The organism is Lentzea fradiae (genome assembly GCF_900100955.1).
Taxonomy (GTDB): Bacteria; Actinomycetota; Actinomycetes; order Mycobacteriales; family Pseudonocardiaceae; genus Lentzea; species Lentzea fradiae.
The window spans coordinates 1-23969 of sequence record NZ_FNCC01000027.1 but is presented as its reverse complement, the minus strand read 5'-3'; the positions used below and the strand labels follow the sequence as shown (position 1 = coordinate 23969).

The following is a 23969-nucleotide window of genomic DNA, read 5'->3' as shown; positions in this document are numbered from 1 at the left end:
CGAAGGCGGCGCGGCCCGTGGGCCACGCCGCCTCCTCACGACACGAACTACAGGACGACGTTCACCAGGCGACCGGGAACGACGATCACCTTGCGCGGCTCGCCACCGGCGACCAGCTCGGCGATCTTCTCCTCGGCCAGCGCCGCCGCCTTGATCTCGTCCTGCGACGCGGACGCCGCCACGACGACCCGCGCGCGGACCTTGCCGTTGACCTGGATCGGGTACTCGACGGTGTCCTCGACCAGGTACTGCTCGTCGGCGACCGGGAACGGGCCGTGCGCCAGCGAGTCGGTCCCGCCCAGCTTCGCCCACAGCTCCTCGGCCACGTGCGGGGCCTGCGGAGCCAGCATCAGCACCATCGGCTCGGCCAGCGCGCGGGGCGTGCCGGCGGAGTAGTGCTTGGTGACGTAGTTGTTCAGCTCGATCAGCTTCGCGCCCGCCGTGTTGTAGCGCAGGTTCGCGTAGTCGTCGTGGACGCCCGCGATCGTCTTGTGCAGCAGCCGCAGCGCCTCGGCGGACGGCTCCTCGTCCGTGACGCGCAGCGAACCGTCGGTCTCGTCGACCAGGTTGCGCCACAGGCGCTGCAGGAACCGCTGCGCGCCGACGACGTCCTTGGTCGCCCACGGACGCGACACGTCCATCGGGCCCATCGACATCTCGTAGAACCGGAAGGTGTCGGCGCCGTACGTCTCGCACATCTGGTCCGGCGTGACGACGTTCTTCAGGCTCTTGCCCATCTTGCCGTACTCACGGCGCACTTCCTCGCCGTTGTGGAAGTACCGGCCGTCCTCCTCGACGACCTCGTCGGCCGGCACGTACACACCGCGCGGGTCGACGTAGGCGTACGCCTGGATGTAGCCCTGGTTGAACAGGCGGCGGTACGGCTCGTCGCTGCTGACCTCGCCCAGGTCGAACAGGACCTTCTGCCAGAAGCGCGAGTACAGCAGGTGCAGCACCGCGTGCTCGACGCCGCCGATGTACAGGTCGACGCCGCCGGGGTCGGTCGAGCCGTGCTCGGCGGTGCGCGGGCCCAGCCAGTACTTCTCGTTCTCCGGGTTGACGAACCGCTCGCTCTCGACCGGGTCGACGTAGCGCAGCTGGTACCAGCACGACCCCGCCCAGTTCGGCATGGTGTTCGTGTCGCGGCGGTAGGTCTTCAGCCCGTCGCCCAGGTCCAGCTCGACGGTCGTCCACTCCTCGGCGCGCGACAGCGGCGGCGACGGCTCGGTGTCCGCGTCCTCCGGGGCGAAGGTGCGCGGCGAGTAGTCGTCGACGTCGGGCAGCTCGATCGGCAGCATCGACTCGGGCAGCGCGATCGGCGTGCCGTTCTCGTCGTAGACGATCGGGAACGGCTCGCCCCAGTAGCGCTGGCGGCTGAACAGCCAGTCGCGCAGCTTGAACTGGACGGTGCCGTGGCCGTGGCCGTGCTCCTCCAGCCAGCCGATGATCGTCTTCTTGGCGTCCGCGATGGACATCCCGTCCAGGCTGAGCCCATTTTCCTGGCGACTGTTGATGGCTGGCCCGTCGCCGGTGTACGCCTCGCCGTCGAAGCCCTCCGAGGGCTGGACGGTGCGGCGGATCGGCAGGTCGAACTTCGTCGCGAAGTCCCAGTCGCGCTGGTCCTGGCCGGGCACGGCCATGATCGCGCCCGTGCCGTAGCCCATCAGCACGTAGTCGGCGATGTAGACCGGGATCTCCTCGCCGTTCACCGGGTTCGTGGCGTGAGCGCCGATGAAGACGCCGGTCTTCTCCTTGTTCTCCTGACGGTCCAGCTCGGACTTCAGGGACGCCGCGCGCCGGTACGCGGCGATGTCTGCCACGCGATCGGGCGACGCAATCTTGTCCACCAGCTCGTGTTCCGGTGCCAAGACCATGTAGGTCGCGCCGAACAGCGTGTCCGGACGGGTCGTGAAGACCTCAATGTTTTCGTCTCCCACCGCAAATCGGACACGGGCGCCGTGCGAGCGCCCGATCCAGTTGCGCTGCATGGCCTTGACCTTGTCCGGCCAGTCCAGCCGGTCCAAGTCGTCGATCAGCCGGTCCGAGTACGCGGTGATGCGCATCATCCACTGGCGCAGGTTTTTCCTGAACACGGGGAAGTTGCCACGTTCACTGCGACCGTCCGCGGTGACCTCTTCGTTCGCCAGCACAGTACCCAGTCCCGGACACCAGTTGACGGGCGCCTCCGACAGGTAGGCCAGCCGGAAATCGCCCAAGATCCTTTGCTGGTCGGCAAAAGACAGCTCAGACCACTTGCGACCGTCCGGCACGTCCCGCTCGCCGGACTCGAACTGGGAGATCAGCTCGGCGATGGGGCGGGCCTTGCCCGCGTCGGTGTCGTACCAGGAGTTGAAGATCTTCAGGAAGATCCACTGCGTCCACCGGTAGTACTCGGGGTCGATCGTCGAGATGCGGCGGCGCTCGTCGTGGCCCAGGCCCAGCCTGCGGATCTGCCGCAGGTAGGTGTTGATGTTGTCCTCGGTGGTCTTGCGCGGGTGCTGGCCGGTCTGCACCGCGTACTGCTCGGCGGGCAGGCCGAACGCGTCGAAGCCCATCGTGTGCAGCACGTTGCGGCCGTTCATGCGGTGGTACCGCGCGAAGACGTCCGTGCCGATGAAGCCCAGCGGGTGGCCGACGTGCAGACCTGCGCCGCTCGGGTACGGGAACATGTCCTGCACGAACAGCTTGTCCGCGGGCACGTCACCCTGGAGCGCCCCGACTGGGTTGGGGGCGTGGTAGGTGCCGTGCTCCTCCCAGTACCGCTGCCACCGCTCCTCGATCTGGTTCGCCAGTTCGGCGGTGTAGCGGTAGGCGGGGATCTCCGCCGCGTCCGTGCTCATCTCAACGTCCCTCTCACATCGAACCTGCCCCTGACATGACGAAACCCCCCAGCCCAGACGGGCATGGAGGGTGGCCGCGCCGACCGTCTTGCGATCAGGTCGTCGCGGCTAGATAAGGAGCAGGCGGGCCGTGCTCATGACGTCAACGGTATCAGCGCAGCGCAAGCGCGACTAACCGGGCGGTGGCCTGCGGCACACCAGACCGGGGCTCCCGCGACCGGCACCGCCGTTGCGTCCTACCCTCATGGGGTGAACATCGTGCTGTCGGTCGTCCTGGGTCTGCTCGGCGTCGCTCTCGGCGCGGTCGGTCTGCTGGGTCTGCAGGGCAAGCTGCGGCGTAACCGGTTCTTCGGGGTGCGCACCGCGGCGGCGCTGCGCGACGAGGAGACGTTCGTGCTGGCCAACCGGGTCGCCGGGGTGCCGAACATCGCCGCCGGTGCCGTGGCGGTCGTGTCGGGCGCGATGGCGTTCGTCATGGCCGACCTGGCCGTGACCGCCGGGATCATCGGGCTCGTCGGCGCGCTGGCCATCGCGTTCGCCGGCGGGATCGTCGGCAGCCGCGCGGCCGAGGCGCTGCCGGAGCCCGTCAAGCCCAAGGGCTGCGGCGGCTGCGCCTGCGGCGGCGGTGGCTGCTCCCCGCTCGCCGGGCTCTGAGCGCCCGACGTTTCACGTGAATCAGTTGTTGCGGACGTCGGTCGGGTAGGTCGACAGCAGCGCCAGCGGCATCCCCTGCCTGCGCAGCACCCGGCCCCACAGGTCGACGTTCGCCTCCGCCAGCACGTCGTCGGCGAGACCGGTGACGACGATCCAGTCACCGCGCTCGATCTCACCCGCGAGCTGGCCCTCGCCCCAGCCGCTGTAGCCCGCGAACACCCGCAGCCCTCGCACCAGCGGCACCAGGTCCTCCGGCTCCGCGTCGAGGTCGATCAGCGCCACCGGGCCCTGCACGCCGACCAGACCCTCCACGACGGACGGGTCGGTGCCCGCCTTCAGCGCGGCGAGGCACAGCGCCGTCTTCTGCTCGACCGGGCCGCCGATGTGGACGCACTGCGGCTTGCTGACGTGCGGGCCCCACGGCGGCAGCACGTCGTGCACCGCCACCTCGGAGGGGCGGTTCAGCACGACGCCGAGCGTCCCCTCCGGACGTTGGTCGATGACGTACACGACGGTGCGCGTGAAGTTCGGGTCGTTCAGGCTCGGAGCGGCAACCAACAGGGAGCCTGGCTCGACTTCGGCATCGGGACGCACGTCACCATGAAATCACTCGTGATCGCCGGAACAACTCAGGGCCGCGCCCCGTTAGACTTAACTGTCGGATGTCTTTGTGTCCCCCGGGCTCAACAGACAACCGCCTTCGCGGAATACCGTCCGGCTGGAGCCGCGAAGCGCAACGCGCCGTGAGGCGACCTGGCATCCGATCCACGGGAGCCGGACCGCGAGGTCCGGCTTTCGTGGTTTTCACGAAGCCGCGCCTATGGTGCAACGGTGACGACGCTCGCGGCGCAGACCCACCACTGGGGATCGCGCCGGTTCCTCGGCATCCCCGAGTACCGCAGGCTCCTCGCGACCCGGCTCGCCTCGCAGTGGGGCGACGGGCTCTTCCAGGCGGGGCTCGCCGGCGCCGTCCTCTTCAACCCGGAACGTCACGCCGCCCCGGCGGCCATCGCGGCGGGGTTCGCCGTCCTCCTGCTGCCGTACTCGCTGGTCGGCCCGTTCGCGGGCGCGTTGCTCGACCGGTGGGACCGCAAGAAGGTCATCGTCGTCGCCAACCTCCTGCGCGGCGTGTTCGTGCTGGGCACCGCGGCCGCCGTCGGAGCGGGGCTGAGCGGGCTGCCGCTGTACGTGTTCGCGCTCGTCGTCATGGGCATCGGCCGGTTCGTCGGGTCCGGGCTGTCCGCGTCGCTGCCGCACGTCGTGCCGGAGGACCACCTGGTCGAGGCGAACGCGCTGGCCACGACGGCAGGGGCGATCACGGCCGTGGTCGGTGCCGGCTGCGCGATCGGGCTCCGCGCGCTGCTCGGCGCCGGGGACGGCGGGTCGGGCTGGACCACCAGCTTCGCCGTGCTCGGCCTGTTCCTGGGCGCGTTCATCGCCGGCCGGTTCAAGGCGGGCGTCCTCGGCCCGGACGCGGTCGACGAGCCGGACAACGCGGTGAAGGCCGTCGCCCGCGGCCTGCTCGACGGCGCCAAGGCCACCGCCAGGACGCCGAGCGTCACGGCCGGGCTCGCGGCGCTGCTCGCGCACCGGGCCGGGTTCGCCGTCAGCCTGATGATCACGTTGCTGCTGATGCGCTACAGCCTGGAGGACTTCGGCTTCCTCAAGGCGGGCATCGCCGGGCTCGGCGAGATCGCCGTCGCGGGCGGCGCGGGCATCCTTCTCGCGGGCGTGCTCACCGACCGCCTCGTCGACAGGTTCGGCACGAAGCGCACGATCTGCGGCGCCCTGCTGCTCACCGCCGCCGCGCAGGTCGGGCTCGGGCTGCCGATGACGCTGCCGACCGTGCTCGCCGCCGGGTTCTTCGTCATCTTCGCCGGTCAGGTCATCAAGCTGTGCGTGGACACCGCGGTGCAGCACGACGTCGGCGACGAGGTGCGCGGGCGGGTGTTCTCGCTCTACGACACGCTCTTCAACGTCACGCAGGTCACCGCGGTGTCCATCACCGCGACGATGGTCCCCCTGGACGGGCGCTCGCCCGGTCTCCTGCTCACCGCCGCGGGTCTCTACCTAGCCGGTCTCGCCGCCTACCTGGTCGCGTCAGCGCGGAAACGGCAGGTGCAGCATCCCGGCCTCGTGGGCGAAGACGACCGCGGCCACCCGGTCGGGTAGCTCCAGCCTGCGCAGGATGTCGGTGACCTCGTCGGCCACCTCCTGCAGACCGAGGCCGAGCACGCGCGCGATCTCGTGGTCCTCGTGACCGCGGGCCAGGCACCTGAGCACGGCCCGCTGCCCGTCCGTGAGCACGTCCAGGCCCTGCACGACAGGACCGGCGGAAAGTCCCCAGCTGAACATCTGCACCACCCCCCTTGAGCCCGTGCTCATGGTGCCCGGCGGCGCTGACATTTCGCTAACGCGGCGATGTCACGCCATCACCGGGCGTCACTGAGACGGGGGAGTGATGCCCTGCTCGCGCGCCCACTCGAACAGCGCGGCCTCGGCCTCGTCGCGTTCCATCGGCCCCTTGTCAAGCCGGAGCTCCTTGAGGAACTTCCAGGCGGCGCCGACCTGCGGACCGGGCGGCAGGCCGAGCAGCTTCATGATCTCGTTGCCGTCGAGGTCGGGGCGGACGCGCGCGAGGTCCTCCTCGGCCGCGATGCGCGCGATGCGCTCCTCCAGGGAGTCGTACGTGCGGCGCAGCAGGTTCGCCTTGCGCTTGTTCCTCGTCGTGCAGTCGGCGCGGACGAGCTTGTGCAACCGCGTCAGGAGATCGCCCGCGTCCGTCACGTACCGGCGCACCGCCGAGTCGGTCCACTCGCCGTTGCCGTAGCCGTGGAACCGCAGGTGGAGGTACACGAGCTTGGCGACGTCCTCGGTGATCTCCTTCGAGAACCGCAACGCCCGCAAGCGCTTGCGGACCATCTTCGCGCCGACCACCTCGTGGTGGTGGAACGAGACGCCGCCACCCGGCTCGAACCGCCTCGTGGCCGGCTTGCCGACGTCGTGCAGGAGCGCGGCGATCCGGAGCACCAGATCGGGTGACCGTTCCGGGTCCTCCAGATCGATCGCCTGCTCCAGCACAACCAGGGAGTGGTCGAAGACGTCCTTGTGCTGATGGTGTTCGTCGATTTCCAGCTTCATGGCGGTGAGCTCGGGCAGCACGACGTCGGCCAGCCCGGTCTCCACCATGAGCTCGATGCCGCGGCGCGGGTGCGCGCCGCACAGGAGCTTGGAGAGCTCGACCTGCACGCGCTCCGGCGTGATGCGGGTGAGCTCGCCCGCCATCGACCGCATCGCCTCGACCACCCGCGGCGCCGCCGTGAAGCCGAGCTGCGACACGAACCGGGCGGCCCGCAGCATCCGCAGCGGGTCGTCGCCGAACGACTCCTGCGGGGTCGCCGGCGTGTCCAGCACGCCGTCGTGCAGCGCCTGGAGGCCCCCGGTCGGGTCGACGAGCTCGCGGGCGGCCACGTCGAACGCCATCGCGTTGACCGTGAAGTCGCGCCGCACCAGGTCGCCGTCGATCGAGTCGCCGAAGGTCACCTCGGGGTTGCGGGTGACGCCGTCGTAGACGTCCGCGCGGAAGGTCGTGATCTCGAGGATCTCGCCGTTCTTCGACGCGCCGACCGTGCCGAAGGCGATGCCGGTGTCCCACTGCGCCTCCGCCCAGCCGCCCAGCAGGCGCTGGATCTCGGCCGGACGCGCGTCCGTGGTGAGGTCGAAGTCGTTCGTCGGCCGCCCCAGCACGGCGTCGCGCACGCTGCCACCGACGAGGTAGAGGCGCTTGCCCGCGGCGGAGAACCGAGCGGCGAGCTCAGCGACGGCAGGTGTGATGGTGGGCTGGTCCACCACAGCATTCTCCTGGAGCGATCGAGACACGAGAAACCAGCGTACTTAACGCACGTAAGTACGATCGGCCGTATGTCCCCGTCAGCCGCTCGATCCGGGAGTCCCAAGCCGGGACGCCGGAAGAAGCGGCGGGGTCGAAGGCTCAGGACCGTCGACGAGACGTCGGCGGGCGGCCTGGTGCTCGACGGCGAGCAGCGGGCAGCGGTGATCGGCCGGCTTGACCGGCGCGGCCGGTTGCTGTGGTCTTTGCCGAAGGGTCACATCGAGGCCGGTGAGACCGCGGAACAGACCGCGGTGCGCGAGGTCGCCGAGGAGACCGGTATTCATAGCAGGGTGCTGCGCCCGCTGGGGTCGATCGACTACTGGTTCGTCGCTGACGACCGCCGGGTGCACAAGACTGTTCACCACTTCCTCCTCGAAGCGACGGGGGGAGAGCTTTCCGACGAAGACGTGGAGGTCACCGAGGTGGCGTGGGTGCCACTCGGCGAACTGGACGAGCGACTCGCGTATGCCGACGAGCGCCGCCTGGTCCGCCGAGCAGCCGAACTGATCGCCGGCCGCTGCCGGAACGGGGCGGAGTCGGCGTGAGTCTCAGGAAGCTCTTCTGCACAGCAGCCGTCACCGCGTTCCTGGTGATGACCGCGCCGCCCGCCGGCGCCGTCGAGCAGGCGCAGCCGGACGGGATCGACGCGATGCCGTTCCTGCCCGCCCCCGCCACCCAGGTGTGGGCGACCAGGCCGCTCTCTGCCCAGCCGGGACAGCAGCAGCCGCAGTTCCTGCGGCTCGACATAGCCCGGCTCACCCCCCGGTTCGTGACGAGCGACTCACCCGCCACCGTCACGATCAGCGGGTCGATCGTCAACATCGGCGACCGCAAGGTCTCCGACATCGTGCTGCGCCTGGAGCGCGGCGAGTCCCTCGACTCCGAGGACGACCTGCGCAAGGCGCTGCGCGAACCGGCGGCGGCCGAGGCCGTGCAGCCCAGGTTCACCCAGGTCACCGACGCGCTCGAGCCCGGCCAGCAGCAGGACTTCACGCTGGAGGTGCCGTTGCGCGGCACCGACCCGACGTCGATCAGGATCGACGAGCCCGGCATCTACCCGATCCTCGCCAACGTCAACGGCAGGCCGGACTACGGCGGCCAGGCGCGCCTCGCGGCGCTGTCGACGCTGCTGCCCGTGCTCGGCGTGCCCGGCGGCGAGACCAAGGGCAAGCCCGGCGCCCCCGCGAAGCTCACCGTCCTGTGGCCGGTCGCCGACCGCCCGCGCCTGGTCCGCCTCGGCGGCAAGGGCCAGTCGCAGCTGGTCGACGACGAGCTCACCGCGTCCCTCTCGGTCAACGGCAGGCTGTACGGGCTGCTGCAGGCGTACGAGCAGGCCATCGGGTCGATGAGCACGGCCATGTGCCTCGCCATCGACCCCGACCTGCTGCGCACCGTCCAGGCCATGAGCACCGGCTACACCGTCCGCGGCGGCGCGCAGGGCAAGGGCGAGGTCGAGGCCAAGCTGTGGCTCGACCGGCTCAAGCTCGCCGTCACCGGCCGCTGCGTCGTGTCGCTGCCGTACGCCGACGCCGACCTCGTGGCGTTGAACAGGGCGAAGCTCGGCACCATGCGGACGCTCGCGGTCACCGACGGCCCCGCGCTCATCCAGGAGGTCCTGGGCGTGCAGGCGGTGCCCGACCTGGTGTGGCCCGAGGACGGCGTGCTCGACCAGCCGACGTTCGACGAGCTGGTCACCCCGCAGCCGGACCAGCGCTACAACGGCGTGAAGTCGCTGCTGCTCGACCCGACCGGCATCGCGGACGCCCCCGGCACCGCGCCCGTCGTCATCGGCGGCGAGCACCCGGTGACCGCCGTGAAGATCGACTCGATGGTCTCCGACGCGCTGCAGGGCAGCGAGTCCCGGCCGCGGACGCTGTCCGGCGTGACGTCGCCGGTCGAGAGCCAGCCGGTGTCCGTGCAGAACGCGCTGTCGGTGCTGGTCTACCGCGCCGGCTGGCAGGGCGACGGCCGCAACGTGCTGGTCACGCCGCCGCGCCGGTGGAACGCCCCGCTGACGGAGATGACCGAGTTCCTCTCCGCCGCCCAGAAGCTGATCGGCGGCGGCTACGCGGCCCAGACCGGTCTGGAAGAGCTCACCAAGGCCACCCCGGACGTCACGACCGCCAAGATCACCTACCCGCCGGAGGCCGGCGCGCGGGAGATCTCGCCGCTCGTCACCGACTCGGTCAGCGAGCAGAGCGTGCAGCTCAACGGCCTCGTCGCCGCCATGCAGCAGGAGGACAGCGAGCACGCCTCACCCGCCGACCTCGCCGACCCGCTGTGGCTCGGCCTGCTGCGCGCGACGTCGGGCGCGTGGCGGTCGAACGAGCAGGGCGCCCGCTCCGCCGCGGACATCAGCCAGCGCGAGATCAACGCGCTCACCGGCATGGTCGGCGTGACGCCGCCCAGCAGCCCCATCCTGCTCGGCTCCGGCGACAGCCCCATCCCCGTCACGATCACGAACAAGCTCGACGTGCGCGTGACCGTGCGGATCGCACTCGCCGACACCCCCGGCATCCGCAAGCTCGACCTCGCCGACCAGGTGCTTCCCGCCCGCGGCGAACGCGTCGTGCGGGTACCGGTCGAGGTGCTGCGCTCCGGCCGGTTCCCGGTCAACGTCCGGCTGACCACTCCCGAGGGCGTCGCTCTGGGTGACAGTGTCAAGCTGGAGGTGTCGTCGTCCGCTTACGGCACGATCACGGTGCTCGTCACCGTGTTCGCCGGGATCGCGCTCGTCCTGCTTTCCGGACGGCGCATCTACAAGCGGGTCCGCGCTCGCAACGGGGAGAACGACGGCGCACCGCCCATCGAGAACGTGACACCGGAGAAGTCGAGCGCGTGAGCGAGACAGCCACGACCACCGAACCAGGGACGCCGCAGCAACAAGGCCCCTCAGTAGCCAGGGCCAGCGGCTCGATGGCCATCGCGACCATCGTCAGCCGCGTCACCGGCCTGCTCTCCAAGGTGCTGCTGGTGGCCGCACTGGGCATCGGGACGCTCAACGACTCGTACCAGGCGGCCTCGACGCTGCCGACGATGATCAACGAGCTGCTCCTCGGCGGCATCCTGACCAGCGTCGCGATCCCGCTGCTGGTCCGCGCCGAGAAGGAGGACGGCGACGGGGGCGAGTCCTACGCCCAGTGGCTGATCAGCATGGGCACGGCGATCCTCGGCGTCGGCACGGTGCTCGCGGTGGCCTGCGCGCCGCTGCTCACCGCGCTGTTCATCGCCGACTCGCCGAACGCGAACCGGGACCTGGTCACGGCGTTCGCCTACCTGGTGCTGCCGGGCATCGTGTTCTACGGCCTGACGGCGCTGATCAGCGCCGTGCTCAACGCGCGGCACGTGTTCGGCCTGCCCACCTGGGCTCCCGTGCTGAACAACGTCGTCGTGATGCTGGTCCTCGGCGTCTACTGGCTGCTGCCCGGCGAGATCACGCTCAACCCGGTCTCGATGACCGACACCCACGTGCTGGTGCTCGGCCTGGGCACCGCCCTCGGCGTCGCCGTGCAGGCGATGGTGCTGATCCCGGCGCTGCGCAAGACCGGCTTCCGGTTCAAGTGGCGGTTCGGCTGGGACTCGCGGCTCGCCGAGTTCGGCGGCCTCGCGTTCTGGGTGCTGCTCTACGTCGGACTCGGCTTCGCCAGCATGACGGTGCTGACCAACGTCGCGACCCACGGCGACGGCGCGCTGACGGCGTTCAACTTCCAGTGGCTCATCGCCCAGGTGCCCTACGGCGTGCTCGGCGTCTCGCTGCTGACCGCGCTCATGCCGAAGATGAGCCGTGCCGCCGCGAACAACGACAACGACGCGATCGTGCGCGACCTGCTGTTCGGCAACCGGATGTCGTCCATCCTGCTGATGCCGTTCAGCGTGCTCATGACGGTCTCCGGTGTCGCCATCGGCCTCGCCGCCTTCGGCTTCGGCCGGTCGGGTGAGGAGGGCGGCACGGCGGTCGGCCTGGCCCTCTCGCTGTCGGCGTTCGGCCTGGTGCCCTACGCGATCACGCTGTTGCAGCTGCGCGTGTTCTACGCGATGAAGGACGCCCGCACGCCGACGTTGATCCAGGCGCTCATCGTGGCGGTCCGGATCGGCCTGCTCTACTTCTTCCTCGCCGTCGCCGAGCCGGAGCAGCTCGCGGTCGGCGTCTCGCTCGCCATGTCGCTGAGCTTCGTGTTCGGCGCCGTCGTCGGCCAGGTCTGGCTGCGCTTCCGACTCGGCAGGCTGCGCACCGGTTTCACCGTGTGGACCATCTGCCTGACCGTGGTGGCCTCCGCGGTGGCGTTCGCCGTCGCCAAGGGTGCCGCCGTGCTGCTCCTCGGCGTGATCGGCTTCTCGAACCCGGTCGTAGCCGCTTGGGTCGAGGTCGTTCTGGTGACTTTGGTCGGTCTGCCGCTCGCGTTCGGCCTTCTGGCGGCGTTCCGCGTACCCGAGATGAAGCCCGCGATCGCCAAGATCAACCGTTTGGTGCGGCGCCGATGACTCCGCGCGGTGACGGTCTTCCCGTAACCTGGTTTCCGTGAGTAGCGGAGTCCACGCCGCCCTGGTCCCCGGCGGTGTCATCGGCAATGGCCGCTACCGGCTGCTCGCGAAGTCCGGAGCCGACGGCAGGTCGAACGCGGAGCTGTGGCGCGCCCGCGACGGCCAGCTCAACCGCGACGTCGCGCTGACCGTGCTGCTGGGCGACCTCGCGGACAACCAGGCCGCCGCGCGGGCCCGCCGGACGGTCGAACGGGCGATGCACGCGTCGTCGTTCACGCACCCCGGCGTGTCCAGGGTGATCGACGTGCTGACGCCCGGCACCGGCATCCGGCCGGACGAGGGCATCCTCGGCATGGTCGTCGCCGAGTGGACCCAGGGCACCGACCTGATGGACCTCATCGCGGAGGGCCCGCTGCCAGCGGGCGCCGCGACCCGCCTGCTCGAACCGCTCGGCGCCGCCATCGAGGGCGCGCACCACGCCGGTCTCGTGCTGGGCGCCGACCACCCGCAACGCATCCGCGTCACCTCCGACGGCAGGCTGCGGCTCGCGTTCCCCGGCCCGCGCCCGGACGCGATCGCCCGCGACGACGTCAAGGGCCTCGGCGCCATCCTGTACCTGCTGCTCACCGGCCGGTGGGCACTGCCGGGCGGCCCCCAGGGCGTGCCGCCGGCACCGACGGGCCCGGACGGCACCGTCGTCGCACCGAACGCGTTGCACCCGTACCTGCCGCACGACCTGTCGTCGGTCGCCGTCCGGTCGCTGGAGGACACGTCGGTGGGCGGCATCCGCACGTCCGCGGCGATCCTCCAGGTCCTCGACCAGATCGCGGCCGAGGAGGCGCAGACGGCGCTGATCGCCCCGGTCGACCCGGACAAGGAAGAAGACCAGGTCGTCTGGACGACCCAGCGCCCGCGCGAGGACAAGCAGCAGAAGAAGAAGCTGTGGATCAGCGTCGGCGTGCTGGCACTGGCGACGCTGAGCGTGATCGTGTGGCTGAGCGTGCAGATCGTCGGGTTCTTCAGCGACGAGCCGTCCAAGGGCGGCGGCCCGACCGTGGTGATCAACCAGCCGACCTCGGAGGGCCAGAACGTCCAGGCCCCGGTGGCGGCGGGACCGGTGCAGCCGGGCCAGATCGGCGTCTACGACGTCACGAACCAGCCGGACAACGCGAACCAGGCGAGCCGCGCGGTCGACTCGAACGCGACCACGTTCTGGCGGACCGACAACTACTTCCAGCAGTTCCCGGCCCTCAAGCCCGGCATCGGCCTGATGGCGTCGTTCGCCGAGCCGGTGAAGCTCGCGTCGATCACCATCACCTCGCCCAGCGCGGGCACGCACGTCGAGATCAGGGTGGCGTCCGCGCAGGACGCGCCGATCGAGGAGACCAAGGTCGTCGGGGTCGCGGACCTGTCCGACGGGCAGACGCAGATCCAGCTGAACGAGCACGAGCCGACCGGGCACGTCCTGATCTGGATCACGCAGCTGACGAGCTCGGGCGGCGGCAAGAACCAGTCGGAGATCCGAGAGGTCCTCTACACCCGCGCGCAGTGACTTCGGCCGCTGGAACGCCTCATCGACCCGCCCGCAGCGTGGCACGCCCTCATCCGCCCTCGCTTCTCCCGGCACGTCTCGTCGGTCCGCGAGGGGAGACGCGAGGTCGTGTCGGTCGTCCGGTCAACCGCTCGCGCCGAAATCGGCGGAGCCCATTTCGGCGCGAGCGATTCGGCCGGATGACCGACTTCCCGACGACCTCGCCGCCGCTCCGCAGGAGCGGCCGACAAGCACTGTGATCACGCTCGCTAAAGTGCGTTCCGTGACCGCCGCAGCCAGCTCGGACGCCGACCTCATCTCGGCCCACGCCGCAGGTGACCCCTACGCGTTCGCGGAGCTGGTCAAACGGCACCGCGACCGGATGTGGGCCGTGGCGCTGCGCACGCTGCGCGACCCCGAGGAGGCCGCGGACGCGCTCCAGGAGGCGTTCATCTCGGCCTTCCGGGCGGCGGCCTCGTTCCGCGCGGAGTCGCAGGTCACCACCTGGCTTCACCGGATCGTGGTGAACGCGTGCCTCGACCGGATGAGACGACGACAAACAAGACCGACAGTGCCCTTGCCCGAGGCAGGTCCCGGCGAGCCCGTCGCACCCCGGGACGCGATGAGCGACCGCGAGACCAGCCTCATGGTGCAGCAGGCGCTGATGGAGCTGCCCGAGGAGCAGCGGGCGCCCATCGTGCTGGTCGACGTGGAGGGCTACTCCGTCGCGGAGACGGCGAAGCTGCTCGGCATCGCGGAGGGCACGGTGAAGAGCCGGTGTGCGCGAGGTCGCGCCAAGCTCGCCAAAGTTCTCGGGCACCTCAGGAACCGAATCGCAGATGCGAACGTCCCAGCTGACGGTGTGAATGTGCAAGAGCAACGTCAGTGGGAGGGTCGATGACCGGCATGGAGCGCGTGCCGATGGGTCCGCCTTGGTCTGTCGACCTCATCGCGGACCTGCACGCGGGCGTGCTGCCCCCTGAGGTCGCCGCACAGCTGCGTCCGAGGGTGGAGGCGGACGCGGAGGCAGCCGAGATCCTGTGGGCGCTGGACGCGACGCTGGAGGACCTGCACGCCCTGCCGCCGATCCCGATGCCCGCCGACGTGGCGGCCAGGATCGACGCCGCGCTGGCCGCGGAGGCACGGCCGGTGGCGCCGGTCGTGTCGCTCGACGAGGCCCGCAAGCGCCGCAACCGCAGGCTCGGCCTCGGCAGCGGCGTGCTGGTCGCGGCGGCCGCCGCGTTCGGCATCGTGTTCGCCGTCGCGCCCGGTGGTTCCGACCAGTCGACCCCGCCCGCCGCGCAGGACAGCCCCAAGCCCACCTCGGCGGCTCAGGCCGAGCCACCGCTCGCCGTCAAGGAGTCCGAGCTGGGCGCCGCGGTCGGCGAGGTGCTCAAGGCGCAGAACTACGGCCCGCTCGAGACGCCCGACCGCCTGGCCGGCTGTCTGCAGGGCGGCGGCATCACGAGCTCCGGCAAGCCGCTCGGCATCAGCCCGATCAACCTCGAGGGCAGGGACGCGGTGATGGCGATCCTGCCCGCCGGTCTGGGTCAGTACCGGCTGGTCGTGCTGGACCCGAACACCTGCGGGCCGGACAAGCCGGAAGGCGTCCTGGAGGACGAGACCATCAAGCCGAGGTAGTCGCTCATGTCACGGAATTAGCTGCACCTACGATCCGTTGAGCCAGTCAGACGACGAGATCGAGGAGTTGCTGGGGCCGTGAGCGTGCGCAACGTGATCATCATCGGATCGGGGCCTGCGGGCTACACCGCGGCGGTGTACGCCGCGCGTGCGCAGCTGGAGCCCCTGGTCTTCGAGGGTTCGCAGTACGGCGGCGCCCTGATGACGACGACCGAGGTGGAGAACTACCCCGGCTTCCGCGAGGGCATCATGGGCCCCGAGCTCATGGAGCAGATGCGCGAGCAGGCCCAGCGCTTCGGCGCCGAGCTGCGCGCGGAGGACGTCGACTCCGTCGACCTGACCGGCGAGGTCAAGAAGGTCGTCGCGAACGGCGTCGAGTACACCGCGCGCGCGGTCATCCTCGCGATGGGCGCCGCTGCCCGCTACCTGAACATCCCCGGTGAGCAGGAGCTGCTCGGCCGCGGTGTGTCGGCCTGCGCGACGTGCGACGGCTTCTTCTTCCGCGACCACGACATCGCGGTGGTCGGCGGCGGCGACACGGCGATGGAGGAGGCGACGTTCCTCACCCGCTTCGCCAAGTCGGTGACGATCATCCACCGCCGCGAGGAGTTCCGCGCCTCGAAGGTCATGCTGGAGCGCGCCCGCTCCAACGACAAGATCAAGTGGCAGCTGAACACCCAGGTCACCGACGTGCTCGGTGACGGCACGGTGTCGTCCATCAAGGTCAAGGACACGCAGACCGGCGCCGAGTCCGAGCTGCCCGTCACCGGTTTCTTCCTCGCGATCGGCCACGACCCGCGCTCGGCGCTGGTGAAGGGCCAGGTCGACCTGGACGAGAACGGGTACGTCCTGACGAAGGGCAAGACCTCCTACACGAACCTCGACGGCGTCTTCGCCGCCGGCGACCTCGTGGACCACGAATACCGTCAGGCCATCACCGCCGCCGGGTCCGGCTGCAGCGCGGCGATCGACGCGGAGCGGTGGCTGGCCGAGCACGGCACCGAGCAGGCCGAGATCGCCGCCGAGGCCGTCGGTGGCGGCTACGGCAAGAGCAACTGAAGTTCCTTCTGCGAGACTCTTCTAGGGAGATCAACATGGCAGGCCCCACCGTCACGGTGACCGACAAGTCGTTCGCGGACGACGTGCTGACCAGCGAGAAGCCCGTCCTGGTCGACTTCTGGGCGACCTGGTGCGGCCCGTGCAAGATGGTCGCGCCGGTGCTGGAGGAGATCGCGGCCGAGCACAGCGAGAAGCTGACGGTCGCGAAGGTCGACATCGACGCCAACCCGTCGATCGCCCGCGACTACCAGATCATGTCCGTGCCGACGCTGATCCTGTTCCAGGGCGGCCGTCCGGTGAAGCAGATCGTCGGCGCGAAGCCCAAGGCCGCGCTGCTGAAGGACCTGCAGGACGTCCTGGCCTGACGAAAGAAGTCACCCCGGCGAAGAAGTCGGGTGCAACGCGCAACGTGACCCGCCCGTCTATCGATAAGACGGGCGGGTCACGTTCGTCCGAGATGCCGGGCGGGTGATCCCGGTACGACAGCGAGTAGCCCTGCATCGATCACTGAGAGCGGCAGGGCACAATGAGGACTTCCCAACTGACGCGCCGACCAGGTTCGGCGCCCTAGTCGAGCGAGGGTGCATGCAGCTGCTCCGCCGCGGGGACGTCGGAAGTGATGTTGCCGAGATCCGGTCGACCCTGACCAAACTCGGACTCCTTCCGTCGGCCGACCCCCAGGCGCCGCCGGTGTTCGACCAGCAGGTCGAGCACGCCGTGCGCGCGTTCCAGCAGCAGCGGGGGCTGATCATCGACGGCATCGTCGGCCCGGCGACCTACCGCGCGCTGCGCGACGCGACGTTCCGGCTGGGGGACCGCCCGCTCGCGTTCCTGATGTCGCAGCCGACGACCGGCGACGACGTGCTGATGTTGCAGGAACGCCTGCTGGAGCTCGGGTACGACGCCGGCCGCGCCAACGGCGTGTTCGGCCAGCAGACCGAGCAGGCGCTGAGGAACTTCCAGCGCGACTACGGCCTCATCGTCGACGGCATGTGCGGACCGGACACGGTGCGCGCGTTGCGCCAGCTCCAGCCGAAGGTGCGCGGTGGCCGTCCGCAGCTGCTGCGCGAGCAGGAGCGGCTGCGCGGTGCCGGGTCGAGGCTGTCCGGCAAGCGCATCGTCATCGACCCCGGTCACGGCGGCCAGGACCGCGGTGTCGTGGTCAACGGCCTGTCCGAGGCCGACCTGATGCTGGACCTCGCGCGCAGGCTCGAGGGCAAGATGGCCGCCACCGGCATGGAGGCGCTGCTCACCCGCGGTCCGGACAACTGCCCGGACGAGGCGGAGCGCGCCCGGTTCGCGAACGAGGCCGGTGCCGACCTGATCCTGTCCCTGCACAGCGACGGCAACTCGTCGCCGCACGCGCAGGGCGTGGCGACGTTCCACTACGGCACGGGCAACGGCACGTCGTCGACGGTCGGCGAGGCGCTCGCGGGGTTCATCCAGCGCGAGGTCACCGCCCGCACGACGATGTCGAACTGCGGGTCGCACCCGAAGACGTGGGACCTGCTGCGGCTCACCCGTTGCACGGCCGTCCGCGTCGAGGTCGGCTACCTGACCAACGCCGAGGACCGCGCCCGCCTGGCGACGCCCGGTTTCCGCGACATCGTGGCCGAGGGCATCCTCGTGGCCGTGAAGCGCCTGTACCTGCTCGGCAAGGACGACCAGCCGACGGGCACGTTCACGTTCAACGACCTGCTGCGGTACGAGATGTCCAAGGGCTGACGCCCCGGCTCTTTTCAAGCAACGCGGGGCCCTACGTTTCCTCACAGGAAATGTAGGGCCCCGCGTTTCCGGAAGGACGCGGGAGACGTGCGGGTCAGACGGGGCGGAAGCTCGGTTCCGCGGTGGAGACGGTGACGCTGTTGAGGAGGCGCTCCAGCGCGGCCTCGACGTCTTCCTTCCACGTGATGGAGCTGCGCAGCTCCATGCGCAACCGGGGCCAGCGGGGGTGCGGCCGCACGGTCTTGAAGCCGACGCTCGTGAGGAACTCGGCGGGCGTGACGCAGCTCGCGCCCTCGTCGTCCGGGCGCATGTCGCCGAACGCCTCGATGGCCTTCACACCGCGACGCGTCAGGTCCTTCGCCACGGCCTGGACGAGCACACGGGCCAGCCCGCCGCCGCGGAACTCCGGGAGGACGTCGAGCGACGTCATCAGGACCGCGTCCGGGCTCACCGGCGAGGTGGGGAAGGCGGCACTGCGCGGCACGGCGGCCGGTGGTGCGTAGAAGACCGAACCGGCGGGGATGCCGTCGCAGTAGATGATGCGGCCACAGGAACCCCACTCGAGCAGGACGCTGGAGACCCAGGCTTCCTTCTCGAACTCCGTGTCCCCGTACTCCTCGGCCTGTTCGCGCAGGTGAGGGGCCAGCTCCCAGAAAACGCACGTCCTGCTGTGCTTGGAGAGATGCTCCAGGTTGTCCAGCGTGACGCCCACGACGCGACGGGACACCCCGACCTCCACCCCTCAACACACACAGTGAACCCATACGAGGGTAAGCGAATGTGACGGAAGCCGGAAGGCGCGTGCCCTGAACGGGACGACGGTTACACTCGCTCGGGACAATTCCCATTCAGGAGTCCCCATGACTGTGCCCGGACAGCCCGCCAAGCAGGGCCCCAGAAGCCTCGACCCCCACCTCCGCCGCTACGCAGCGCGCACGGCAGGGATGACGGCATCGGAGATCCGGGCACTCTTCGCGGTGGCATCCCGTCCCGAGGTCGTCTCGCTGGCCGGCGGCATGCCGCACCTGGCCGCGCTGCCGCTGGAGTCGCTGTCCGCGGAGATCGGCCAGCTCGTCGCCACCGAGGGCCTGGTGGCCTTGCAGTACGGCTCGGCGCACGGCGTTCCGCTGCTGCGCGAGCAGATCTGCGACGTGATGGCGCTGGAGGGCATCAACGGCCACCCGGACGACGTCGTCGTGACCGTGGGCTCGCAGATGGGCCTCGACATGGTCACCCGGATCTTCTGCGACCCCGGTGACGTGGTGATCGCCGAGGGACCGTCGTACGTGGGGGCCCTCGGGTCGTTCACCGCCTACCAGGCGCAGGTCGTCCACGTCGCCATGGACGCGGAAGGGCTCGTGCCCTCGCTGCTGCGCGAGGCGCTGGAAGCCTGCAAACGCGCTGGTCAGCGGGTCAAGTTCCTCTACACGATCCCGAACTTCCACAACCCGGCCGGTGTGACGCTGGCGGTGTCCCGGCGGGCCGAGATCCTGGAGATCTGCCGCACCTACGGGGTGCTGGTCGTGGAGGACAACCCGTACGGGCTGCTCGGGTTCGACGGCCAGACCTACCCGGCGCTGCGGTCGATGGACCCGGACAACGTCGTGTACCTCGGGTCGTTCTCCAAGACGTTCGCCGCCGGTCTGCGGGTCGGCTGGGTGCTCGCGCCGCACGCGGTCCGCGAGAAGCTGGTGCTGGCCGCCGAGTCGGCCACGCTGTGCCCGCCGACGCTGAACCAGATGGTCGTGTCCCGGTACCTGTCGACCCAGGACTGGAAGGGACAGATCAAGACGTACCGGGAGGCGTACCGGGAACGGCGTGACGCCGCCATCTCGGCGCTGGAGCAGCACATGCCGCAAGGTTCCACGTGGAACATCCCCGACGGCGGTTTCTACGTCTGGGTGACGGTGCCGGAGGGCATCGACACGAAGGCGATGCTTCCCCGTGCCGTGACGGCCCGCGTGGCCTACGCGTCCGGCACCGGGTTCTACGCGGACGGGTTCGGTTCGCGGCAGTTGCGCATCTCGTACTGCTACCCGACCCCGGAGCGAATCCGCGAGGGCGTGCGCCGGCTGGCGAACGTCATCGAGGAAGAGATGCAGCTGGCCGAGACGTTCGGGGCGACGCCGGGCCGTCAGCTGTCCGGTCCGCAGACCCCGTCGCCTGACACCGCCTGATCCTTGGAGTTGTGCTGTGGCTGACCGCATGGTCGCTGTGCTGTCCGGTGGGCTCTCCCACGAACGCGAGGTCTCGATCCGCTCGGGTCGCCGGCTGTCCGCCGCCCTGCGGTCGGCCGGCCTCACGGTGGAGGAGTGGGACGCGGACGCGTCGTTGCTGACGCGGCTCCGGGAGAGCCGGCCGGACGCCGTCGTCGTCGCGCTGCACGGCGGCGAGGGCGAGAACGGGTCGGTGCAGGCGATCCTGGAGATGTTCGGCGTCCCGTACGTCGGCACCGACTCGCGGGCGTGCCGCCGGGCGTGGGACAAGCCGACCGCCAAGGCCGAGCTGGCCCGTGCCGGGCTCGCGACGCCGGAGTGGGTCGTACTGCCGCACGCGACGTTCCGGGAGCTGGGCGCGCGGCCCGTGCTCGACGCGATGGTGTCGACGCTCGGGCTGCCGTTGATGCTCAAGCCGGACCAGGGTGGGTCGGCGCTGGGCGCCCAGGTCGTCCGTGACGCCGCGGAGCTGCCCCCGGCGATGGTCGGGTGCCTGGCGTACGGCGACACCGTCCTGGCCGAGCAGTTCATCTCCGGGGTGGAGGTGGCGGTCACGGTGATCGACGGACCCGACGGTCCGACGGCGCTGCCCGCTGTCGAGATCGTTCCGGAGAGCGGCGTGTACGACTACACCGCCCGGTACACCGCCGGACTGACCGACTTCCACGCACCGGCGCGGCTCGACGCCACCGCGGCCAAGGCGGTCGGGGAGCTGGCGGTGGCGGCGCACCGGCTGCTCGGGCTGCGGGACGTGTCGCGGACCGACGCGGTGGTGGCCGACGACGGCACCGTCTACTTCCTCGAAGTGAACGTGTCGCCGGGGCTGACCGAGACGTCGCTCCTGCCGATGGCCGTCGAGGCGGCGGGGCAGTCGCTGGGCGAGATCTACGCCGGCTTGGTCGAGCGCGCCGTCGCTCGCTGAGCGGTTTTCGACCACTCCAACGGATCGTGAAAATAGGTGACGCCCCGTAGCTTTTCAGCTGCGGGGCGTCATCGTCACCGTGACATAAGGCCCGTGGGTGATCCTATGGGCCTACTCCGATGTCCGAATTGTCGTGTTCGGGCTGATCATGCCGACGATGCGTTCAAGATCGTCAACCGACCCGAACTCGACCACGATCCGGCCCTTCCGCTGCCCGAGCTCGACCTTCACGCGGGTGTCGAAGTTGTCGGAGAGGCGCTCGGCGAGCTCCTGCAGACCCGGCGCGTGGATCTGCTTGCGCGGGGCGGTCTTCTCCTTTTTCGGCTTCTCGTTCTTCGCGATCGTGACGGCCTCTTCGGTCGCGCGGACCGACATGCCCTCCGCGACGATCCGTGCCGCGAGATCCTCCTGCGTCCCGGCGTCGTCCAACCCGAGGAGCGCCCGCGCGTGCCCGGCGCTCAGCACGCCCGCGGCGACCCGGCGCTGGACGGGGAGGGGGAGCTTCAGCAGCCGGATGGTGTTCGTGACGACCGGCCGGCTGCGACCGATGCGGTCCGCCAGCTCCTCGTGCGTGACACCGAACTCCTCCAGCAGCTGCTGGTAGGCCGCCGCCTCTTCGAGCGGGTTCAGCTGGACGCGGTGGATGTTCTCCAGCAGCGCGTCCCGCAGCATCACGTCGTCCGCGGTCTGCCGCACGATCGCCGGGATCGTCTTGAGCCCGGCCTGCTGCGTGGCCCGCCACCGCCGCTCGCCCATGACGAGCTCGTAGGTGTCGGCGGTCAGCTCGCGCACCACGATCGGCTGCATGAGCCCGAACTCCTTGATGGAGAACGAGAGCTCGTTGATCGCATCCGGGTCGAACACCTGACGCGGCTGCTTCGGGTTCGTCTTGATCGCGGTCACCGGGATCTCCCGGTAGACAGCTCCCGCGACCTCGTTCATCGGCTGCGTCACCTGGGCCGCCTGGGCCACCGCCGACCTGGCGGGCACCGCGGCCGTGCGGACGGCAGCGGGCGCACCGGCAGGCGGCCCCTGGGGGATGAGTGCGGCGAGACCGCGCCCGAGCCCACCCTTGCGCTGTTCCGTCATGCGCCTTCCCTCCGCGCCCCGCGCACCGCGATCTCCTTGGCTGCGTCGAGGTAGCTCATCGATCCCCTCGAACCCGGATCGTAGGTCAAGACCGTCTGCCCGAAGCCCGGCGCCTCGGAGACCTTCACGCTGCGCGGGATCACGGTCCTCAGCGCCACGTCGCCGAAGTGACCGCGCACCTCACTCGTCACCTGGTCCGCGAGCTTCGTGCGGCCGTCGTACATCGTGAGGAGGATCGTGGAGATCGAGAGGTCCGGGTTGAGGTGCTGCTGCACCAGCTCGATGTTGCGCAGCAGCTGGCTCAGACCCTCCAGCGCGTAGTACTCGCACTGGATGGGGATCAGCACCTCCAGCGCGGCGACCATCGCGTTGACGGTCAGCAGCCCGAGGCTCGGCGGGCAGTCGATGAAGACGTAGTCGGGCTGCAGCTGGTCGAGCGCCTCGGGGGAGAGCGCCTCCTTCAGCCGCGACTCGCGCGCCACCATCGACACCAGCTCGATCTCGGCGCCGGCGAGGTCGATCGTCGCGGGCACGCAGTAGAGGTTCGGCGACGTCGGGCTGACCTGAGCCGCCTCGGCGATGGACATCTCACCGATCAGCACCTCGTAGACGGACGGCGTCCCACTCCGGTGCTCGACCGCGAGCGCCGTGCTGGCGTTGCCCTGCGGGTCGAGGTCGATCACGAGCACCTTGAGCCCGTGGATCGCGAGCGCCGCGGCGAGGTTCACCGTGCTCGTCGTCTTGCCGACGCCACCCTTCTGGTTGGCGACGGTGATCACCCGGCGGTGGGCAGGGCGGGGGAGGAGCGACTCGTCGGGGTGCAGCACGCTTGCCGCTCGAGCCGCCTCTTCTGCAATCGGGGTCCACACCACGGCGCTGTCATCTCCGTTGTTGGTCGGCTTGGCTTGGGGTTGGGACGCACGCTTCGGGGGTGCGTGGTTCGGGGTCGCGTGCCTCGGAGGTACCTGGTTCCGGGCCGCCTGGTTCTGGGTCTGGTGGTTCTGGGTCTGGTGGTTCTGGGGCGGGTGCTGGGCTGGGCGGTTCTGAGTTGGATGGTCGGGGGTCGCGTGCCTGGGCGGCGCCGTTTCACGTGGAACATCCGCGGACTGGAACTCCGGGTACACGCTCACCGATCCCTCCGCGTCTGGCGTTCGACGATGAGCACCGTCGTGGGAACTTCGAGGACATCGGCCCCGACCACGACGACCTGAGCGTTGCCGCCCCCGGCCTTCCGCACCGCCTCGCCATCGCGGTCGAGCTCTTCCTGCGCACGCTCACCCTTGAGCGCCACCATCCGCCCGCCACCCTTGAGGAGCGGCAGGCACCACTTCGTCAGCTTCTCCAGCGGAGCCACCGCCCGCGCCGTCACCGAGTCGCAGTTCTTCAGCTGAGCCCGGATCGGCCCCTCCTCCGCACGCCCACGCAGGACGGTCACGTTGGCGAGGTCGAGCCGCTCCGTCACCTCCTCGAGCCAGGCGACACGACGCGCCATGGGTTCGAGAAGAGTGATGCGAAGATCCGGCCGAGCGATGGCGAGGGGTACCCCCGGCAACCCGGCGCCGGACCCGACGTCCACCACCCGCTCGTTCTGACTGAACAGCTCCTCGATCACGGCCGAGTTGAGCACGTGACGATCCCAAATCTTGTCGACCTCGCGAGGACCGATCAGTCCACGCTCGACGCCGTGCTCCTCCAGGAGCCTGACGAACTCGGCAGCACGGTCGACGTGCTCACCGAAGACGAGCTTCGCGTTGTCGGGCAACTCCCCGGCCATGTTCTCCGTCCGCGAGCGTTTCACGTGAAACCACACGGCGCGGAAGTCCGGCAGCCGGGTGGAAAAGCTGGCGAATGCCAGGTGACCATCATGACGGATGGGGCGGTTGGTGCGCCAAATCCTGGGCGCCGTTTCACGTGAAAC

Annotated in this window: 21 protein-coding genes; 13 read left to right on the top strand and 8 right to left on the bottom strand. The window is 70.0% G+C overall.

Translation table 11 applies throughout. The annotated features are described in order from the left end of the window. Positions 1-47: 47 nt before the first annotated feature. The gene (gene leuS / locus BLT23_RS38530) at positions 48-2840 is read right to left on the bottom strand and encodes a leucine--tRNA ligase (RefSeq protein WP_090060134.1); all 2793 of its coding nucleotides are present in this window, start codon (positions 2838-2840) and stop codon (positions 48-50) included. Between the two features lie 249 nt (positions 2841-3089). Here leuS and BLT23_RS38525 point away from each other — a divergent pair, with 249 nt between their 5' ends. Then, positions 3090-3494 carry an SdpI family protein gene (locus BLT23_RS38525; RefSeq protein ID WP_245744581.1) on the top strand — a complete coding sequence of 135 codons (405 nt, stop codon included), beginning with the start codon at positions 3090-3092 and terminating at the stop codon, positions 3492-3494. Positions 3495-3515: 21 nt separating this feature from the next. On the opposite strand, the gene BLT23_RS38520 is transcribed toward BLT23_RS38525, so the two are convergent. Continuing rightward, the gene (locus tag BLT23_RS38520; protein WP_090060128.1) at positions 3516-4088 is read right to left on the bottom strand and encodes a YqgE/AlgH family protein; all 573 of its coding nucleotides are present in this window, start codon (positions 4086-4088) and stop codon (positions 3516-3518) included. A 237-nt stretch (positions 4089-4325) separates the two neighbouring features. On the opposite strand from BLT23_RS38520, the gene BLT23_RS38515 reads away from it, so the two are divergent. Further along, the gene (locus BLT23_RS38515; protein ID WP_090060126.1) at positions 4326-5666 is read left to right on the top strand and encodes an MFS transporter; all 1341 of its coding nucleotides are present in this window, start codon (positions 4326-4328) and stop codon (positions 5664-5666) included. On the opposite strand, the gene BLT23_RS38510 is transcribed toward BLT23_RS38515, so the two are convergent. Then, on the bottom strand, positions 5595-5849 hold the full coding sequence (locus tag BLT23_RS38510) for a response regulator transcription factor (RefSeq protein WP_176947146.1): 255 nt from the start codon (positions 5847-5849) through the stop codon (positions 5595-5597). The two genes, BLT23_RS38515 and BLT23_RS38510, sit on opposite strands and share 72 nt — an antisense overlap. An 87-nt stretch (positions 5850-5936) precedes the next feature. Further along, a complete protein-coding gene (locus BLT23_RS38505) occupies positions 5937-7373 on the bottom strand; it encodes a CCA tRNA nucleotidyltransferase (RefSeq protein WP_090060121.1) in 1437 nt (478 codons plus the stop codon). 42 nt (positions 7374-7415) lie between these two features. Here BLT23_RS38505 and BLT23_RS38500 point away from each other — a divergent pair, with 42 nt between their 5' ends. From BLT23_RS38500 to BLT23_RS38460, 9 genes are all read left to right on the top strand, one after another. Further along, positions 7416-7931 carry an NUDIX hydrolase gene (locus BLT23_RS38500; RefSeq protein WP_090060119.1) on the top strand — a complete coding sequence of 172 codons (516 nt, stop codon included), beginning with the start codon at positions 7416-7418 and terminating at the stop codon, positions 7929-7931. After that, complete coding sequence (locus tag BLT23_RS38495) at positions 7928-10228, top strand: DUF6049 family protein (RefSeq protein WP_090060117.1); 2301 nt, start codon at positions 7928-7930, stop codon at positions 10226-10228. The genes BLT23_RS38500 and BLT23_RS38495 overlap by 4 nt, the downstream gene beginning before the upstream one ends. Continuing rightward, complete coding sequence (gene murJ, locus BLT23_RS38490) at positions 10225-11868, top strand: murein biosynthesis integral membrane protein MurJ (protein ID WP_245744580.1); 1644 nt, start codon at positions 10225-10227, stop codon at positions 11866-11868. The genes BLT23_RS38495 and murJ overlap by 4 nt, the downstream gene beginning before the upstream one ends. Before the next feature lie 37 nt (positions 11869-11905). After that, positions 11906-13420, top strand: a complete 1515-nt coding sequence (locus tag BLT23_RS38485; RefSeq protein WP_090060111.1) for a protein kinase family protein — start codon at positions 11906-11908, stop codon at positions 13418-13420. Positions 13421-13682: 262 nt separating this feature from the next. Next, positions 13683-14300 (top strand): RNA polymerase sigma factor SigM, encoded by a 618-nt coding sequence (gene sigM / locus BLT23_RS38480; RefSeq protein WP_090060183.1) that lies wholly within the window; start codon positions 13683-13685, stop codon positions 14298-14300. Then, entirely contained in the window at positions 14297-15040 is a 744-nt protein-coding gene (locus tag BLT23_RS38475; RefSeq protein ID WP_090060109.1) for a hypothetical protein, read from the top strand. Before sigM ends, BLT23_RS38475 begins: the two co-directional genes overlap by 4 nt. A gap of 78 nt (positions 15041-15118) precedes the next feature. Beyond that, positions 15119-16099: a thioredoxin-disulfide reductase gene (gene trxB, locus BLT23_RS38470; protein ID WP_090060106.1), complete on the top strand. Its 981-nt coding sequence runs from the start codon at positions 15119-15121 to the stop codon at positions 16097-16099. A 35-nt stretch (positions 16100-16134) separates the two neighbouring features. Next, entirely contained in the window at positions 16135-16464 is a 330-nt protein-coding gene (gene trxA / locus BLT23_RS38465; RefSeq protein WP_090060103.1) for a thioredoxin, read from the top strand. Between the two features lie 220 nt (positions 16465-16684). Continuing rightward, entirely contained in the window at positions 16685-17824 is a 1140-nt protein-coding gene (locus BLT23_RS38460) for an N-acetylmuramoyl-L-alanine amidase (protein WP_090060100.1), read from the top strand. Positions 17825-17918: 94 nt separating this feature from the next. On the opposite strand, the gene BLT23_RS38455 is transcribed toward BLT23_RS38460, so the two are convergent. After that, positions 17919-18551, bottom strand: a complete 633-nt coding sequence (locus BLT23_RS38455) for a GNAT family N-acetyltransferase (RefSeq protein WP_090060181.1) — start codon at positions 18549-18551, stop codon at positions 17919-17921. Between the two features lie 133 nt (positions 18552-18684). Here BLT23_RS38455 and BLT23_RS38450 point away from each other — a divergent pair, with 133 nt between their 5' ends. Both BLT23_RS38450 and BLT23_RS38445 read left to right on the top strand, forming a co-directional pair. After that, positions 18685-20001: an aminotransferase-like domain-containing protein gene (locus tag BLT23_RS38450; RefSeq protein ID WP_090060098.1), complete on the top strand. Its 1317-nt coding sequence runs from the start codon at positions 18685-18687 to the stop codon at positions 19999-20001. Positions 20002-20017: 16 nt separating this feature from the next. Next, complete coding sequence (locus tag BLT23_RS38445; protein WP_090060095.1) at positions 20018-20962, top strand: D-alanine--D-alanine ligase family protein; 945 nt, start codon at positions 20018-20020, stop codon at positions 20960-20962. 111 nt (positions 20963-21073) lie between these two features. Here BLT23_RS38445 and BLT23_RS38440 read toward each other — a convergent pair whose 3' ends face one another. The 3 genes from BLT23_RS38440 to rsmG form a co-directional block, all read right to left on the bottom strand. Beyond that, the gene (locus tag BLT23_RS38440; RefSeq protein ID WP_090060093.1) at positions 21074-22051 is read right to left on the bottom strand and encodes a ParB/RepB/Spo0J family partition protein; all 978 of its coding nucleotides are present in this window, start codon (positions 22049-22051) and stop codon (positions 21074-21076) included. Further along, positions 22048-22923, bottom strand: a complete 876-nt coding sequence (locus BLT23_RS38435) for a ParA family protein (RefSeq protein WP_090060090.1) — start codon at positions 22921-22923, stop codon at positions 22048-22050. Before BLT23_RS38435 ends, BLT23_RS38440 begins: the two co-directional genes overlap by 4 nt. A 254-nt stretch (positions 22924-23177) precedes the next feature. Then, complete coding sequence (gene rsmG, locus BLT23_RS38430; protein WP_090060179.1) at positions 23178-23825, bottom strand: 16S rRNA (guanine(527)-N(7))-methyltransferase RsmG; 648 nt, start codon at positions 23823-23825, stop codon at positions 23178-23180. Between the last annotated feature and the right edge of the window lie 144 nt (positions 23826-23969).